Annotated in this window: 17 protein-coding genes; 7 read left to right on the top strand and 10 right to left on the bottom strand. The window is 58.7% G+C overall.

Annotated features, from left to right (window positions below):
• Positions 1-4: 4 nt before the first annotated feature.
• Positions 5-310, bottom strand: a complete 306-nt coding sequence (locus H096_RS00655) for a PepSY domain-containing protein (RefSeq protein WP_033896270.1) — start codon at positions 308-310, stop codon at positions 5-7.
• A gap of 152 nt (positions 311-462) precedes the next feature.
• Between H096_RS00655 and H096_RS00650 the strand changes: the two genes are divergently transcribed.
• Positions 463-1,326, top strand: coding sequence for a sterol desaturase family protein (locus H096_RS00650; protein WP_033896269.1), 864 nt, complete (start codon positions 463-465; stop codon positions 1,324-1,326).
• Here H096_RS00650 and H096_RS00645 read toward each other — a convergent pair.
• Together H096_RS00645 and H096_RS00640 are read right to left on the bottom strand one after the other, a co-directional pair.
• Positions 1,318-1,971, bottom strand: a complete 654-nt coding sequence (locus H096_RS00645; protein WP_033896268.1) for an AraC family transcriptional regulator — start codon at positions 1,969-1,971, stop codon at positions 1,318-1,320. The genes H096_RS00650 and H096_RS00645 overlap by 9 nt on opposite strands.
• Positions 1,972-3,099 (bottom strand): glycerophosphodiester phosphodiesterase family protein, encoded by a 1,128-nt coding sequence (locus tag H096_RS00640; protein ID WP_033896267.1) that lies wholly within the window; start codon positions 3,097-3,099, stop codon positions 1,972-1,974.
• Positions 3,100-3,331: 232 nt separating this feature from the next.
• Between H096_RS00640 and H096_RS00635 the strand changes: the two genes are divergently transcribed.
• Entirely contained in the window at positions 3,332-3,655 is a 324-nt protein-coding gene (locus H096_RS00635; protein ID WP_033896266.1) for a DUF2025 family protein, read from the top strand.
• Positions 3,656-3,712: 57 nt separating this feature from the next.
• Here H096_RS00635 and H096_RS00630 read toward each other — a convergent pair whose 3' ends face one another.
• Both H096_RS00630 and H096_RS00625 read right to left on the bottom strand, forming a co-directional pair.
• Positions 3,713-4,036 carry an antibiotic biosynthesis monooxygenase gene (locus tag H096_RS00630; protein WP_033896265.1) on the bottom strand — a complete coding sequence of 108 codons (324 nt, stop codon included), beginning with the start codon at positions 4,034-4,036 and terminating at the stop codon, positions 3,713-3,715.
• A complete protein-coding gene (locus H096_RS00625; RefSeq protein ID WP_191982986.1) occupies positions 4,033-4,734 on the bottom strand; it encodes a CTP synthase in 702 nt (233 codons plus the stop codon). The genes H096_RS00630 and H096_RS00625 overlap by 4 nt, the downstream gene beginning before the upstream one ends.
• Positions 4,735-4,814: 80 nt before the next feature.
• On the opposite strand from H096_RS00625, the gene H096_RS00620 reads away from it, so the two are divergent.
• Positions 4,815-5,693, top strand: a complete 879-nt coding sequence (locus tag H096_RS00620; RefSeq protein ID WP_033896263.1) for a LysR family transcriptional regulator — start codon at positions 4,815-4,817, stop codon at positions 5,691-5,693.
• Here H096_RS00620 and H096_RS00615 read toward each other — a convergent pair.
• From H096_RS00615 to H096_RS00600, 4 genes are all read right to left on the bottom strand, one after another.
• On the bottom strand, positions 5,690-6,208 hold the full coding sequence (locus H096_RS00615; RefSeq protein WP_033896262.1) for a DUF1003 domain-containing protein: 519 nt from the start codon (positions 6,206-6,208) through the stop codon (positions 5,690-5,692). The two genes, H096_RS00620 and H096_RS00615, sit on opposite strands and share 4 nt — an antisense overlap.
• A 76-nt stretch (positions 6,209-6,284) precedes the next feature.
• Complete coding sequence (locus tag H096_RS00610; protein WP_033896261.1) at positions 6,285-7,604, bottom strand: PAS domain-containing methyl-accepting chemotaxis protein; 1,320 nt, start codon at positions 7,602-7,604, stop codon at positions 6,285-6,287.
• Positions 7,605-7,866: 262 nt separating this feature from the next.
• Positions 7,867-8,925, bottom strand: a complete 1,059-nt coding sequence (locus tag H096_RS00605; protein ID WP_033896260.1) for a diguanylate cyclase — start codon at positions 8,923-8,925, stop codon at positions 7,867-7,869.
• A 192-nt stretch (positions 8,926-9,117) separates the two neighbouring features.
• On the bottom strand, positions 9,118-9,744 hold the full coding sequence (locus H096_RS00600) for a TetR/AcrR family transcriptional regulator (RefSeq protein WP_033896259.1): 627 nt from the start codon (positions 9,742-9,744) through the stop codon (positions 9,118-9,120).
• A gap of 123 nt (positions 9,745-9,867) precedes the next feature.
• On the opposite strand from H096_RS00600, the gene H096_RS00595 reads away from it, so the two are divergent.
• The 3 genes from H096_RS00595 (at position 9,868) to H096_RS00585 (ending at position 12,136) form a co-directional block, all read left to right on the top strand.
• A complete protein-coding gene (locus H096_RS00595; protein ID WP_033896258.1) occupies positions 9,868-10,917 on the top strand; it encodes an MBL fold metallo-hydrolase in 1,050 nt (349 codons plus the stop codon).
• 107 nt (positions 10,918-11,024) lie between these two features.
• Positions 11,025-11,585 (top strand): hypothetical protein, encoded by a 561-nt coding sequence (locus tag H096_RS34160; protein ID WP_191982985.1) that lies wholly within the window; start codon positions 11,025-11,027, stop codon positions 11,583-11,585.
• A 239-nt stretch (positions 11,586-11,824) separates the two neighbouring features.
• On the top strand, positions 11,825-12,136 hold the full coding sequence (locus H096_RS00585) for a hypothetical protein (protein ID WP_033896257.1): 312 nt from the start codon (positions 11,825-11,827) through the stop codon (positions 12,134-12,136).
• Between the two features lie 143 nt (positions 12,137-12,279).
• Here the strand turns inward: H096_RS00585 and H096_RS00580 are convergent, their stop codons facing one another.
• Positions 12,280-12,627 (bottom strand): barstar family protein, encoded by a 348-nt coding sequence (locus H096_RS00580; RefSeq protein WP_033896256.1) that lies wholly within the window; start codon positions 12,625-12,627, stop codon positions 12,280-12,282.
• Positions 12,628-13,003: 376 nt separating this feature from the next.
• Here H096_RS00580 and H096_RS00575 point away from each other — a divergent pair, with 376 nt between their 5' ends.
• The gene (locus tag H096_RS00575) at positions 13,004-13,924 is read left to right on the top strand and encodes a hypothetical protein (protein WP_033896255.1); all 921 of its coding nucleotides are present in this window, start codon (positions 13,004-13,006) and stop codon (positions 13,922-13,924) included.
• Positions 13,925-13,967: the final 43 nt, after the last annotated feature.

Raw genomic sequence — 13,967 nt, 5'->3', positions numbered from 1 at the left:
GAACTCAAGTGTCGAGTTTGTTTTCCAGCACTTCGCTGGTTTTGGCATCGAGCTTCACGTCCCACTTTTTGCCGGTGGTGTCGGTCAGGTCGACTTCGTAGACCAGGCGGCCGGCTTCGTTGTCCAGCTCGGTGTCGTTGATCACGGCGCCGGGGTGTTTGGCCAGGGCGTCTTTGTTGAGCTGCTCGAAAGGCTTCACCGCACCGGACTGCAACAGGCTTGGAATCTGGTCGGGGCGAACATCGGCCTGGGCCAGGCCAGCGGTCAGGGTCAGAGCAGTAGCGGCGAACAAAGCGGTCAGGGTTTTCATGGTGTGTGTCCTTCTGGTGAGCTGTTTAAGTGGGATCAGGTTATCCAGCGCAACTTAATTCACCCTTAATTATTTCAAGCGGTTGCGCAGTTTGTTCAATCCGCCACGCGCACGGAATTTCATGCTGGAGACTCACTTAAAGGAGACTCGGCATGAAACGATTCGTGAGTTGGCTCTACGCCCCTGCATTCCTGCTAGGGTTTCTCGGTTACGCGCTTTGGCGGCCGGATAGCTTGATTGTGTTGTTCGTGATTGCGGTCGCGGTGTCATTCCTGACAGAACACTGGTTGCCCTATGAACCGCGTTGGAATCGCAGCCTGGGCGATCGTCGGCGCGATACGTTGCACGCCCTGGTCAACGAAAGCCTGAATGCGCTGGGTTTGTTGATCCTGCCGGGGCTCACGGCGCTGTTTGCGTTCGAAGGCATTTGGCCGCGTGGCTGGCCGTTGTGGGAACAACTGCTGATGGCCATCGTGCTGGCCGATGCCGGTATCACCTTGATGCATTATGCCAGCCATCGCATCCGGCCGCTGTGGCGACTGCATGCGGTGCATCACAGCGTGCAGCGGTTGTATGGTTTCAACGGGCTGATGAAGCATCCGCTGCACCAGATGCTGGAAGCCACGGCCGGGTTGCTGCCGTTGATCCTGCTGGGGATTCCCCTGGACGTGGCGCAGTTGCTGGCGTTGGCCATTGCCCTGCAACTGCTGTTGCAGCATTCCAATGTGGACATGCGCCTGGGGCCGTTGCGCTGGGTGTTCGCCTGGGCGCCGGTGCATCGGTTTCACCACATGAAATATGGCCGCGCCGGGGATGTGAATTTCGGTCTGTTCTTCAACCTGTGGGATTGGCTGCTGGGCACGGCGTATTACCGCGAACGCTATCGCATGGGGCCGGGGGATCTGGGGATTGGCAGGCGACCGGATTTCCCGGTGGGTTATGGGGCACAGTTGCGTGATCCCTTCAGGCCGGTTCGCTTGAGCAAGGAACCGTCACTGCCGGACGATTTACGTTAACAGTTGAACATCCAGCTGGCGCAATGAGGCTGCTGCCGTGACGCCAAACAGCTGCTTCATGGTCCGCGAAAAATGCGCCGAATCGGCAAAACCCGCACCGTGAGCCGCTTCGGTCAGAGTGCCTCCGGCAAGCGCCAACTGCAGGGCGATGCGCAATCGTCGCCACAGCACCAGACGACGCACGGGTAAACCGAGTTGGTGGGCGAACAGTCGCTCCAGTTGGCTCAATGACAGGTGTGCGGCCTGGGCCAGGGCCTGGGCTGACACTTTGCCGTTGAGCTGTTGATCCAGTGCGGCGAGGGCGCGCTCCAGGCGCGGATCATCCAGGCTGCGTCGGGGGAGTTGGCGCAATGCCTCCAGGGATAGGTCCTGGTGCAGCAAAGGGGCGATATCAAACACGGCCGGTTCGGCGTACAGCACCGAGACCTCACCTTGAGTTTCAAGAATGGCGTGGGTCTGTCGCGACGGGATGAACAGGCGATGGGCCGTGGTGACCTGGCCATCGAGGCTGACCGTGATCGGTGCGCCTTTGGAGCACATCAGTTGGTCGGCGTAGTGCGCATGGGGCGCGGTGCGCCCCAGCTCGCCTAGGATCAGGCCGTAGTCACGACCCAACCACAGGCGGCCTGACCATTCGGCCTTCACTCAGTACTTATAGTCGTTCAGCAGGTCTTGCACGCTGGACGACGGCCAGCGCTTGTAGAACTTCAGCAGTTCGGCGGCGCGGTTGGTGAAGATGCCATCGACGCCGGCCTTCATCACTTTGTCGAAGTCCACCGGCTCGTCGACGGTGTAGACGTGCACCAGCAGGCCCTTGTCGTGGGTCAGCTTGTTCATCTCCGGTTTAACCAGGTCCGAATAGCTCTGGTCGCCGTGGTGGGTCAGCTCAGCCGAGGGACCGGTGCCGATGGCGCCGAGGCTCTTGGCTTCGTCGACCCACTTTTCGAACTCGGCCGCGTCTTTCGGCTCTTGCTTGGCGTAGTAGGCGGCCTTGGTGGTTTCGCCGGACTCCGCGAACGTCTGCTTGTTCTTCGGCTCGATGCTGCCTTCACCCACCCACAGCAGCAGGATTTTCGGGGTGTTCGGCATTTCTTTCTGCAGCTCTTTCAGGCTGGCCACTTCGAAGGTTTGCAGCACCACGCGCCCTTTGCCCTGGCCGACGCCGGTGTTGCTCTTGCCCAGCTTGGAACCGGCGGAGCTCAGCCAGCCTTTGTCGAGCAGCTTGTTCTTCAGGTCGGCTTCGATGCCTGGGAATTGCTTGGGCTCCTTGGTTTCGATGTACAGGCCGGGTTTGTGCTGCGGGTTGCCTTCGGCGATCTTGATGATGTCGTCCAGGCTCTGGATTTTCAGGCCGACGAAACCTGGGCGCGCACGGTCCGGGTAGGCGGCGTTGAACCAGCTGCCGGCGTCGAGGGTTTGCAGCTCTTTCCAGGTGAACTCGTTGGCCGGAGCGTCCTTGCGATCCGGGAACTTGGTGGCCACGTCGGTGGTGCGCTGCAGGTTGTTGTCGTGCAGGGCGAACAGCACGCCGTCCTTGCTGCGCTGCAGGTCCATTTCCAGGTAGTCGGCACCCAGGTCGCGGGCGATCTTGTAGGCGGCGGCGGTGGATTCCGGAGCATCAAAGGAGGCGCCACGGTGGGCGATCACGGCCGGGTACGGAATGCCTTCATTGGTTGCCAATTCAGCCGGGCTGATCGGGTCTTGCGCATGTGCCTGGCCAAGGCCGAGCATCAGGGCGAGCAGCAGGGCGCTCTTGGTAAACGTGACAGGCATATGCGAAGTCCTTTCGTGGAGGTAGCTTTGAGAAGGCCTCCTTTTTAACAATTGATTGCGAAAGGCGCTATCACCAAACCGACATTAACGTGCGCAGGCTTCAATTTTCTCGGATTTTTTGCCAGGCATTGCAGTATTCTTGCCCGAAGCTGCCCCGTTAGAGGGCGGTACTTTCCGCCACGCGTGTAAACCATCTTTCCAGTCCCTGTTGGACTTTTCAGTGAGGTTTACCATGCGCATCACTTCCGAACTTATCTGCCAGGCTGCCGACCAACTCCACGGGTTTGTTGGCCTCAACCGCAAGACCGGCCAGTACATCGTGCGTTTCAGCGAAGACGCCTTCGGCATGGACGTGGCCGATGACGGCATCATCCCCACCGCCGAATTCGTCTGGCTGCCGGCCCCGGAGCAGACCATGACCCTGTCCCGCGAGCGCATCCAATTGCTGCTGGACCAGAACATCGACGACCGCATCAACATCACCGAGCCGTTGCGGGTGTATATGCGCCGGGTGGAGATACCGCAGATCAGTGCGTTGCGCAGTCTGGTGAGCTAACCCTGTGGCAAGCCCGCTCGCCACAGGACGCGACAACAAGTCCGATCACCACTGGGTTTATTTGCTTTCGAAGGCGTAGGCTCGTTCGACTTTACACACCCGGGTCTGGAAGGCCGAGTACCAGCTGGCGCGCCCCTGCTCGCGCACCGCGCGGTGTTCGGCCTGCTGCTTCCAGGCCAGGATGGCCGCCTCGCTCTCCCAGTACGACACAGTAATGCCAAGGCCGTCTTCCCGTGCGGACTCCACGCCGAGGAACCCCTGTTGTTCACGCGCCAGTTCCAGCATGCGGCTGGCCGCCTGGCCGTAGCCTTGATCGCCTTCGGTGCGCAGTGAGCTGAAGATCACCGCGTAGTAGGGCGGCGAAGGTGTGCGGGCGATCATGCGGACACCGCCTGGCAAGCCTTGAGCAGGGCCATCGCCAAGGGCGGGGTATTGCCTGCCAGCGCGGCACGTTCGGGCTGGAACAGGGTGGCGACGAAGAACGGGTGGTCGAGCAGTTCCACAGCGCGCAGGTCGCCGGCCGAATCATGGCCGCTGGGGATCAGGTCGCCTTCGAGCAAGGCATCGAGGAACTCGGGGTTCACGCCGTAACGGCAGCGATAACCTTCTTGTACATCCAGCGTTCCGTAAGCCTCGGCGATCCGGGTGTAGGGCGCCAGGCGCACGGTGTCGGTGGCTTCCACCAGGGCGCAGCTCAGCGGTGCGATCACGGCGCGCTTGGCGTGTGGCGCGAGTTCGCCATGTTCGGCATCCTTCCAGCCCAGGACATTGCGTGCGTATTCCAGCACGGCATGCTGAAAACCGCCGCAGGTGCCGAGGAAAGGTCGGCGTTGCTCGCGGGCAAACCGGATCGCCCGCATTGCGCCTTCAGTGTCGCGGTAAGGGCTGGCGGGGACGCACCAGAAACCGTCGAAGTCATGCAGTGATTGGGGCAGGTTATCGGTATCGAGCCACTGCACATGAACGTTCAGGTCGAGGGTCTCGGCCGCCTGTTGCAGCGCCACAGGGATGGCCTGGTGGGCGATGACATCGGGGTTGTAATCGCCGATCAGAGCGAGGTGCAGAGGCGTGGTTTTCATCGTGTACATCCCATGGCTTGTGGTGTCCTGGGGCGCACTATAGATTGGCGTTCACGCAATCAATATTGGCGTTTTAGCACATGCTCAATGCAGTCACGCACTATTCAATCGACTACCCGGACCTCTCGCTGATCCTCGCCCTGGTACGCGGCGGCACACTCGCACGGGCGGCCGCGTTGTTGCGGGTGGACGTGTCCACGGTGTTCCGTGCGGTGCGGCGCCTGGAGGCGGCGCTGGGTCAGACGTTGTTCGAAAAAAGCCGCGCCGGCTACCTGCCCACCAGCCTGGCAAGCCATCTGGCGCAGCAGGCGGAACGCGCCGAGCAGGCGCTGGAGGCCGCGCGCATTGGTGTGGAGCAGGGCGGTGAAGTGATCAGCGGCACGGTGCGCCTGACCTGTACTGACTCGGTGCTGCAAGGCTTGCTGTTACCGGCCCTGGCGCAGTTCATGCCGCAGTACCCAGCGTTGACCCTGGAACTGAGTACGTCGAATGATTTCGCCAACCTCAGCCGCCGCGACGCGGATATCGCGCTGCGCCTGACCCGCACGCCGCCGGAGCATCTGGTGGGCCGGCGCCTGGGCAATGTGGCGTATCAGGTGTGCGCCAGTCCGGGTTTCGCCCAACTGCACGAAGGCCGCGAGCTGGCAGACCTGCCCTGGATTGCCCCGGATGACTTCCTGCCCGATCACCCCACCGTCGTCTGGCGCCGCGAGCAACTGCCGGGCGTGCGCCCCAGCTATCGCTGCAACAGCATGTTGTCGGTCACCGAACTGGTACGCGCGGGGTTGGGAGTGGCGGCGTTGCCGGACTTTCTATTGGGCAACGGCCTGCAACCGCTGGGCCCCGCATTGGCGGGGCACGACACGGCGTTATGGTTGCTCACACGCCCCGATTGTCGAGCGCTCCGCTCGGTGGTGACGCTGTTTGACGAGCTGGGGCGACACCTGCGGTTACCTTAGGTTTTTCGCACAAAGTGCTCGTGCATTTCGCTAGTCAGGCTTTCGATGTGTTCTGTCAGCTGCTTGGTCATTTCCGTCAGCCGGGTGTTTTGTTCGAGCAGTTCCAGCAACTGTTTGGTGGTTTGCGCGGCCTGGGCCTGACGCTCGGTGTTGGCTATGGCCAGGGCTTCACGGTGTTGCGCGTCGGCATCTGACTGCGCTTTGTCGCGAGCCGCCTGGCGGGTCTGGGCCAGCAGGATCAGCGGCGCGGCATAGGCCGATTGCAGGCTGAACGCCAGGTTGAGCAGGATAAACGGGTACACGTCGAAGTGCGTGACGCCGGTCATGTTCAGCACCACCCACAACACCACGATGGCGGTTTGCGCGCCGAGGAAGGTGGGCGTGCCGAAGAATCGGGCGAACGCTTCGGCCTTGAGCGCAAAGGTGTCGTTGCCGAAGGTCGGTGCCAGGTGGGCATGAGGGCGGTGGAAACGCAGGTGGTCGACGGGAGCGGTTTCGGTCTTTTCTGGGGTCATGGCGGGCTCGGATCGTTTGCTTGAAGACAAGCAAGCACTATAGACCGAGCCCCCAGCGCTCCGTATGAAGATCGGGTCAGTTGCCACCGCGCTCATTGGCGAATGCACTCACCGCTTGCACGGCCTCGCTGGTGCCTTCGCGGATCTGCACGATGACGGTACCGGCTTGGTTAGCTAGCTCCACACCCAGGGCGGCGCGGTCGCGGGTGCCGTCCATGCTGTGGATGGCCTGGCGGGTTTCGTCCTGGATCATCGCGATCATGCTGGAGATTTCCGCCGTGGAGCCGCTGGTGCGCGCAGCCAGTTGCCGCACTTCATCGGCTACCACGGCAAACCCGCGACCTTGCTCGCCAGCCCGCGCCGCCTCGATGGCGGCGTTGAGCGCCAGCAAGTTGGTCTGGTCGGCGATGCCGCGAATGGTGTTGACGATGGCGGTGATCTGCTGCGAGCGCTCGCCCAGCTTGGCGATCAGCTGTGAGGAACCGTCGATGTCTGCCGCAATGTCGCGCATGCCGCTGGCGGTTTGTTGGATCACTTCGGCGCCTTTTTCGGCGATGTCCCGAGTGCTCAGGGAGATGTGGTACGCCTGGGCCGCGCTGGCGGCGTCGGCGGTATGTTGCTGCACCATGGCAGTCACGTCGGAGGCGAACTTGACCACTTTGCACAGGCGCCCGCCGGCGTCGTACACCGGGTTGTAGTTGGCTTCGAGCCACACGGCCTGGCCGTTCTTATCCACCCGTTCGAACTGGCCGCTGAACATTTCGCCTTGATTCAGGCGCTTCCAGAAGTCGCTGTAGGTCGAGCTGCTGGCCACGGCCGCGCTGCAGAACATGCGGTGATGCTGGCCCTGGATCTGCGCCAGGGTGTAACCCATGCGCTGCAGGAAATTGGTGTTGGCCGTGATGATGGTGCCGTCGAGGTTGAACTCGATCACCGCCATGGCGCGGCCGATAGCGGCCAGTTTGGCATTAGCTTCGCTTTCAGCCTGCAGGCGCGGCGTGACGTCCATGGCGTACTTCACCACTTTGGTGACTTGACCTGCTTCGTCACGTACCGGGTTGTAGCTGGCCTCCAGCCAAACCGACTGGCCATCGCCCGCCACCCGTTCAAAGGTGCCGGACTGGAACTGGCCATTACGCAGGTTCGACCACAACTGATTGTACTCGGCGCTGCGGGCGAATGCGGGGGTGCAGAACATACGATGGGGCTGGCCCTCGATCTGCTCGGCGCGATAGCCCATGGTCTGGAGGAAGTTGTCATTGGCCCGCAGCACAGTGCCGGACAGGTCGAATTCGATCACCGCCATGGACCGCTCGATGGCATCCAGCAGGCTGGCCTGTTGGGCGACGGTGTGTTGCAGGGCATTGATGGTTTTTTTATGGGCGTTGAATAGCATGTTCGGGTGCTCGGGCAAGCAAGCTTCTGGATTTCCTTGGGTATGCGCCTGCCCCCGTAAGGCATTCGCTATACGGTTGACTTGCTCATTGTCAGCTTCCTTGTGCCGACAGCGGGGGTGGAACAACGGGTTCAGAGTGATCAGCCTGGCAAGAAGTTCGCCTCAGGGGCAGGACCTTTTTTGGGTAGCCGACAAGTGGTGGCATTATGCTTTCTCCTTGCGTACAGGCAGGAAGATTCAGACGAGGAGTCGTAGGACAACCTCAGGCGGAATGAGCGATCACTGCTTCGCTGATGTTGACCCGGTTGCGTCCGGTGTCCTTGGCGGCATACAGCGCCCGGTCCGCCGCATTCAGCCACATGGCGGCGTCGGTAAAGAAGGGTTGGAAATCAGCCAGGCCGATGCTCAGGCTCACGCGCAACTCAGGGATCTGCGGGTTGCGGTAATTGCTGAAGGTCTCGCGCATGCGTTCCATCACCTGTGCCGCCTCTTCCAGCGGAACTTGCGGAAGAATCACGCAGAACTCATCGCCCCCGTAACGCCCGGCCAGGTCGTTTTCACGCAGGTTGCGTCGCAGTTCCAGGCTCAGTTGACGCAGAACGGCGTCGCCGACGATGTGGCCGTGGGTGTCGTTGATCTGCTTGAAGTGATCGATATCGATCAACGCGATGGTGGCATGGCTTTGCTGCTGTTGGCACTTATGAAATTTAAGGTGCAGCAAGTCTTTCCATGAGCCGTGGTTTAGCAGGCCGGTGAGGCTGTCGGTTCGGCTGAGGGCACTGAGTGCGCGTTTGTGTTCCGACAACTTAATCGCCAACTGGTAGCAGACCGTGCCGATGGCCATGGGGTAGAGCGTCAGCATCGGCAGGCAGGTGTAGACCTGGGTGAGGCTGACGTTGGGGTTGAACCGGATGCCGAAAAGCGCGCACGCCACCCCGATACCGGCCACTTGCGCCAGCAGCCCGCGCAGGAACAGCCGCTTGCCACCCGCTGCCACGTTGTTCATGGTCATCATGGAAAGGATGGTAACGGTTGTCAGTGGAGTGAACTGCGTGGCGGCGGCCCAGAACCCGCCGAACAATGAGTCGTACAACAGGTTGCGTTGCTCGGTCTGATAGGGGAATTGCGAGCGCACCGAGAGTTGGTAGGCCACATGCGCCCAGGCGAAACCGTTGAACAGCAGGAATACCCAGACCCAGCCCGGCATTGCGAGCGGATAAAGTGCGCCTGTGACACTGATGCAGCCGATGCCCAAGCCGATAATCCTTGGCTTGTAGATACGTCTGGCAAATGAAAGCCCTTTGCCTCGTCTGTTTTCCATAATTTCCTGGAGCCGTTCTTTTTCTGCAGGTGCGGCAAGGTGCGTCAGCGGGTCGAACCGTTGATCGGATAATAGTTGTGAATATTGTCAGTTATTCGCGTGGGAATAATCAGTGTCCTTCCAAGCCATTTGTGTAGGACGGCGTGCGAATATGTCAAAAACGACCAGGAATGTCGTTCACACAACAGGTTTTTACGGTTGGCGGGATTGGCTGACTTCGTAGCCGGCCAGGAACAGGTCGATGGCCGACTCGATAACACTGGCCTGACTGGCGGCGTCCAGGACCGGCTGCCCCAGGGTAATCTGCGGCCAGAAGGCAAACGCCTTGAGTAGGCTCTGAATCTGGTGGGCGGCAAAGGCCGGGTCGCTGCAGTTGAGCCGGCCATCTTCCTGGGCAGCGCGTACCCATTGAGTAAAACCTTCTTCGCGCTTGCTCAGGCGGGTGACCATGTCTTGCGCGCGCTCCGGCGAATGGATGGTGGCGGCGATGGCGACGCGGGCCAGGTCGAGGAAATTGGCATCCGCCATCATCTTCATCTTGGCTTCCAACAAGCCGCGCAATTGCTCGCGCAGCGGGCGGTCGCTGGCGTAGCTGACGTCGAGTTGGGCAACGCTGCTGGCCCAGAGTTGATGAAGAATTTCAGCGAACAACTCTTCCTTGCTAGGGAAGTGGTTGTACACCGTGCGCTTGGAAACGCCGGCGGTGGCGGCGATTTTGTCCATGCTGGTGACCTCGAAACCGTTCTCGCGAAATTCAGCGATGGCCGCGGCCACGATGGCTTCGCGTTTACGGTCGGTGAGGCGTTGAGGGGCAGTCATGGAGGGCGCTCGGTTCGTCAAGGAAAGTTACACTCGGTAGTTTACTTGCTGTGTATTTTGTTGCAATCTTGAAACTACACTGTGCAGTGTAATTCAAGAGCGGTCTGTAGGAGTCACCTGTAAATGGCCACGATTTCGTCCCGTGTCGATTCTTCGCCGGCAGCGCCCAAGCAAGACCTGGGGCACTTCAGCAACGAGGCGCCCGTACAGCAGGGCGGCTTCGGCAAAACCTTGCGTATTTTCTGGAACATGCTGTTCAACAAGCCGCGCAGCACGCGGCCGGTGGGGCAGATTCCGGTGCAGCCGCTGACCCGCGAGCAGTTGCTGGCGGCGCCTGATCACAGCGTGTTCCGCCTTGGGCATTCCACCGTCTTACTGAAAATGCGCGGCAAATTCTGGGTGACCGATCCGGTGTTCGCCGAGCGTGCGTCGCCGTTCAGTTGGGCCGGCCCCAAGCGTTTCCACCAGCCGCCGATCAGCCTTGAAGAGCTGCCGCCGCTAGAGGCAGTGATTCTTTCCCACAACCACTACGACCATCTTGACCGTAAGGCTGTCGTCCAATTGGCCGACAAGACCCGCTATTTTCTCGCGCCGCTGGGCGTCGGGGACATTCTGGTGAAATGGGGCGTGGACGCCAGCAAAGTGCGCCAGCTGGATTGGTGGCAGGGCACTGAGGTGGATGGCATTCGGTTTGTTGCCACGCCAGCGCAGCATTTTTCCGGGCGCGGCCTGTTTGATGCCAACCAGACCTTGTGGTGTTCCTGGGTGATGATCGATGGGGCGCGGCGGATTTTTTTCAGCGGTGATACCGGTTACTTCGACGGTTTCAAACGCATCGGCGAACAGTATGGTCCGTTTGACCTGACGCTCATGGAAACAGGTGCTTACAACGTCGATTGGCCGCACGTGCACATGCAACCTGAGCAAACCCTGCAAGCGCATATCGATCTCAAAGGCCGCTGGTTGCTGCCGATTCACAACGGCACCTTCGACCTGGCGTTCCATGCCTGGCACGAACCGTTCGACCGCATCATGGCCCTGGCCTGGGAGCGCAACGTGTTTATCACCACACCGCAGATGGGCCAGGCGTTCAGTTTGAACCAGCCTGAGCGCGGGTATGCGTGGTGGCTAGAGGTGGAAAATCAAGGTGTAGAGGAACGCCTCGTCAGCTGAAGGAAGAGGCGTCGGAAAAAGGAGTTTTCAAGCTGTTTCAGAGCTGCGACAGACGCCAGTCAACGGTGCGATGATCCCCGGAAAGTCATTTTTCGGGGACGGTTTTTATGGAGAGTAAGTGTCAGAAATATTGGCAGGCGGGTCTTGCTTGCCCGACGGGCCAACCTGCTTCAGTGCTCGCTGAAGCGTCTGGCCTGGCGACTACGCTCAACGAGCAAGTGAATCCGCGAGGTATCGCTTTTGGTGTCGAGCCGCTGGCTCGTGACAACCCTGGGCGAAGCGTCCCGATTCCTGGATATGACGCGCCAAGTCTTCCCCTGAAACCCTCGCGGGACCCGTCGCTGTCACTGATTGCCTTGAGTGGAGTTGATCCTTCTGGGCCGGTGATGGTGGAAGTCCCCCTGGTGGAAAACAACACGACCTTCACGGCGGATCACGCGCTTGGCGGCAGACGCGTGGGGTTTGCCGAGCGGCTTGTGGAGGGTAGCCAACATGAGCAGATCGAGCACCACCCCTCTTTCCTGAGAGCCTTGGATGTCTTGCGCCGGTCTGGAACCGAGCTGGTACCGGTGCCTGCGCACCGGGCCAACCACACCCTGCATTCGCGCAACGAAATCGACGAGCTGGTGCGCGCATTCCGCCTGGACGCGCTGGTTTCCGACAGCTAAGTAATTGCATGGACTTGACCACCCATTTGCATTCGACTTGACCAGTCGTTTGCATCGGATTTGACCAGTCCGCTGGCCGAGCCTGACCGGTGTAAATCAACCCGAAGCTGCCGTTCACGAAGGGCAGAAATCGGCCAGAAGCTGCCTGTCGGAATCGGCTGAAGTAGCTACAAAGCGGTCATCTCCGCGTTCCAGTATTATTATGCCGACCTTCGGACTGTTTATAGGTAGCTTGATCCATGGCCAGAAGCGTTAGGCTTCAAAAAAAACTGCATACACGGCATCTGATGGAGACAGCTGAAGAGGTGGTTCTTGATGATAGCCTTGTTGGAAAGCTATGGGCGCTCAATCAAGGTGACAGATTTGAGTTGAATTCAGCTTCTCTCAGTTCTGCAGTTGTTCAAAAGTACCGCTTGGAATACGTGATAACGAGAGGCCCTGTTTCTGGGCACTGGCTGTACACAAAATTTGACCCAGAGGAACTTGTATTATTTTTTACGGCAAAAGACTTTGACGGCATTTGCCATGGTTGGACTCTGTTTGACGAGTGACAATCTCAGTTTTAGCGCTCTGAGAGGCAGCTCCGGGTCTTTTTCTGCCGGTCGTGACCCGCTGAAAATGGCCAATACTAGCCTGTCCTGACGGTCAATTTTCGCCCGATCGCAATCGTTGATCGATTGACGTGAGCGAGCATTTAAACATTGAAAGCAAGTGCCAGGAGTGGCGTGCCGCCAGCAACCACGATTCGCCAGTTTACAAAAGCTGCACATTCCACAAGCGCTTCAAATTGTTCAGGACAGCGGCGCTTGAAGCTCTGGGCATTGTCGATGACTAATGAAAGCGTTTGTCCGCTTTGAACGTGGATAGACGACATTCCTGCGCTGGGGTCATCGAGGTATGAAAGACAATCAACCCAGGCATCCATATTGCGACCGTAAAAGCCAGGGAATCCGAATTTTTCTGCGAAAACACTGTGGAATGTTTGCCAGTCGGAAATCAGGTTTGCATCCACTTGCACCATCGTCAGATCAACCTTCGCCATGTTGGAAAAAACAGGTATGGCGGTCTCGCAAGATGAAGTCAATTGCTGGATGCATATTTGCGCAATCCAGGCCTCAATCCGCTACAAACGACATTGCAGTGGCCGCTTTTGGCCGAAAGCTGCAGCTCAAGGACGACCGCTTTCGGCCAGAAGCGGACGCTCATGACCGACTGTTTCCGATCCCTAGCGGACGGTCAAGCCATGCTTCAATCCTTCCCCCGCCACGTATAGCTACAAGTCTTGAATGTTTAAGGAGTGCGTCCGGTGCCTGAGGGGGATGAGCTAATGCTTGGGCTTAGCGCGACAGATCTAGCGAAGCGGATACGCTATGAGTAAATTGGAGGCAATAATCCTTAACACCAAGGAAGATCGGCACATGCTAGCAATTGACATAAACAGGTCCGAAAAATGGGTTGCATTTGCTGTCACAGGTGTGCTCTCCATACCACCCATTGGCCTTGGACTAGGCCCTGACATGTACCTAATCCAAGATCAAAAGGAATCAAATTCCGGCACCTCTCAGCTTTTTACGGCAGTCGAAGAATCTTTTCAGCAGTTTGGAGTTACTGATCATATCCCGCTGACTTTAGGCTATATGAAAGTACTGTTAATCCCGATGAAAGACGTCACGGATTACGGTATAAAAGTAGGTTTGATGGTCGCCGACCTGGCGCTCTCTGTCTTTAATAAGAAGATCGCTATGGCGCGAGCACGACTTATTAATTGGCATCGAAGAGATGGGATTGCTATTGGTGCGATTTTTGAAAAAGGTAAGTGGACAGCAATAAAAAACCGTAACACGGCCATGGGCCCTGGCCTACGGTGGGATCCAGGTACGAGCTACTGGGACAAATTCCTTCACGATCATATTCTGGGAAAACTTACACCTCTTGGTAAAGCCTTAAGTAAGTGTATGTCTTGGGATAGGGAGTCGCAGCAGACAGCCAATATTTCGCACAGGTTTGCTTTCTCATGGATTGGGTTGGAATCAATGCTGCCTCCAGGAGAAAAGGATGGTCCCGGCGCAGGCAAGCGCTTTTCAATCCTCGTTGGGGCGCCTAGTAAGTACTACTCAAAAAAAATAAACGAAAATGAAAACTTGAGAGAGTTTCTGGCCGCCTCTTCTAATCCGCATGCGGAGAGCTGGAAGGGAGTAATCGACGATATGTTTAGATACCGCTGTGAGATTTTCCATGAAGGCGGCACCGAATTTACATCCGACACCATTGAACCTCTCAAAGCAGACTGGTACGCGAAAGTAGCCGATTTTTTATGTGATCGATTAGTTACGCTTTGAATCGCCCCTAGTTTCGTAGACACCTCCAAGCCTTAAAATGAGG

The organism is Pseudomonas sp. FH1 (assembly GCF_000510895.2).
GTDB classification, from domain to species: domain Bacteria; phylum Pseudomonadota; class Gammaproteobacteria; order Pseudomonadales; family Pseudomonadaceae; genus Aquipseudomonas; species Aquipseudomonas azotoformans_A.
The sequence above is the reverse complement of the archived record's forward strand: the minus strand, read 5'-3'. Positions and strand labels throughout refer to the sequence as shown.

Excerpts from the sequence above, each read along its gene's own strand:
- H096_RS00650 (WP_033896269.1), top strand. The coding sequence starts at position 463 with ATGAAACGATTCGTGAGTTGGCTCTACGCCCCTGCATTCCTGCTAGGG.
- H096_RS00610 (WP_033896261.1), bottom strand. The coding sequence starts at position 7,604 with ATGCTATTCAACGCCCATAAAAAAACCATCAATGCCCTGCAACACACC.
- H096_RS00640 (WP_033896267.1), bottom strand. The coding sequence starts at position 3,099 with ATGCCTGTCACGTTTACCAAGAGCGCCCTGCTGCTCGCCCTGATGCTC.
- H096_RS00620 (WP_033896263.1), top strand. The coding sequence starts at position 4,815 with ATGCTCAATGCAGTCACGCACTATTCAATCGACTACCCGGACCTCTCG.
- H096_RS00595 (WP_033896258.1), top strand. The coding sequence starts at position 9,868 with ATGGCCACGATTTCGTCCCGTGTCGATTCTTCGCCGGCAGCGCCCAAG.
- H096_RS00575 (WP_033896255.1), top strand. The coding sequence starts at position 13,004 with ATGCTAGCAATTGACATAAACAGGTCCGAAAAATGGGTTGCATTTGCT.
- H096_RS00615 (WP_033896262.1), bottom strand. The coding sequence starts at position 6,208 with ATGACCCCAGAAAAGACCGAAACCGCTCCCGTCGACCACCTGCGTTTC.
- H096_RS00600 (WP_033896259.1), bottom strand. The coding sequence starts at position 9,744 with ATGACTGCCCCTCAACGCCTCACCGACCGTAAACGCGAAGCCATCGTG.
- H096_RS00605 (WP_033896260.1), bottom strand. The coding sequence starts at position 8,925 with ATGGAAAACAGACGAGGCAAAGGGCTTTCATTTGCCAGACGTATCTAC.
- H096_RS00655 (WP_033896270.1), bottom strand. The coding sequence starts at position 310 with ATGAAAACCCTGACCGCTTTGTTCGCCGCTACTGCTCTGACCCTGACC.
- H096_RS00585 (WP_033896257.1), top strand. The coding sequence starts at position 11,825 with ATGGCCAGAAGCGTTAGGCTTCAAAAAAAACTGCATACACGGCATCTG.
- H096_RS00580 (WP_033896256.1), bottom strand. The coding sequence starts at position 12,627 with ATGGCGAAGGTTGATCTGACGATGGTGCAAGTGGATGCAAACCTGATT.
- H096_RS34160 (WP_191982985.1), top strand. The coding sequence starts at position 11,025 with ATGGAGAGTAAGTGTCAGAAATATTGGCAGGCGGGTCTTGCTTGCCCG.
- H096_RS00630 (WP_033896265.1), bottom strand. The coding sequence starts at position 4,036 with ATGATCGCCCGCACACCTTCGCCGCCCTACTACGCGGTGATCTTCAGC.
- H096_RS00625 (WP_191982986.1), bottom strand. The coding sequence starts at position 4,734 with ATGAAAACCACGCCTCTGCACCTCGCTCTGATCGGCGATTACAACCCC.
- H096_RS00635 (WP_033896266.1), top strand. The coding sequence starts at position 3,332 with ATGCGCATCACTTCCGAACTTATCTGCCAGGCTGCCGACCAACTCCAC.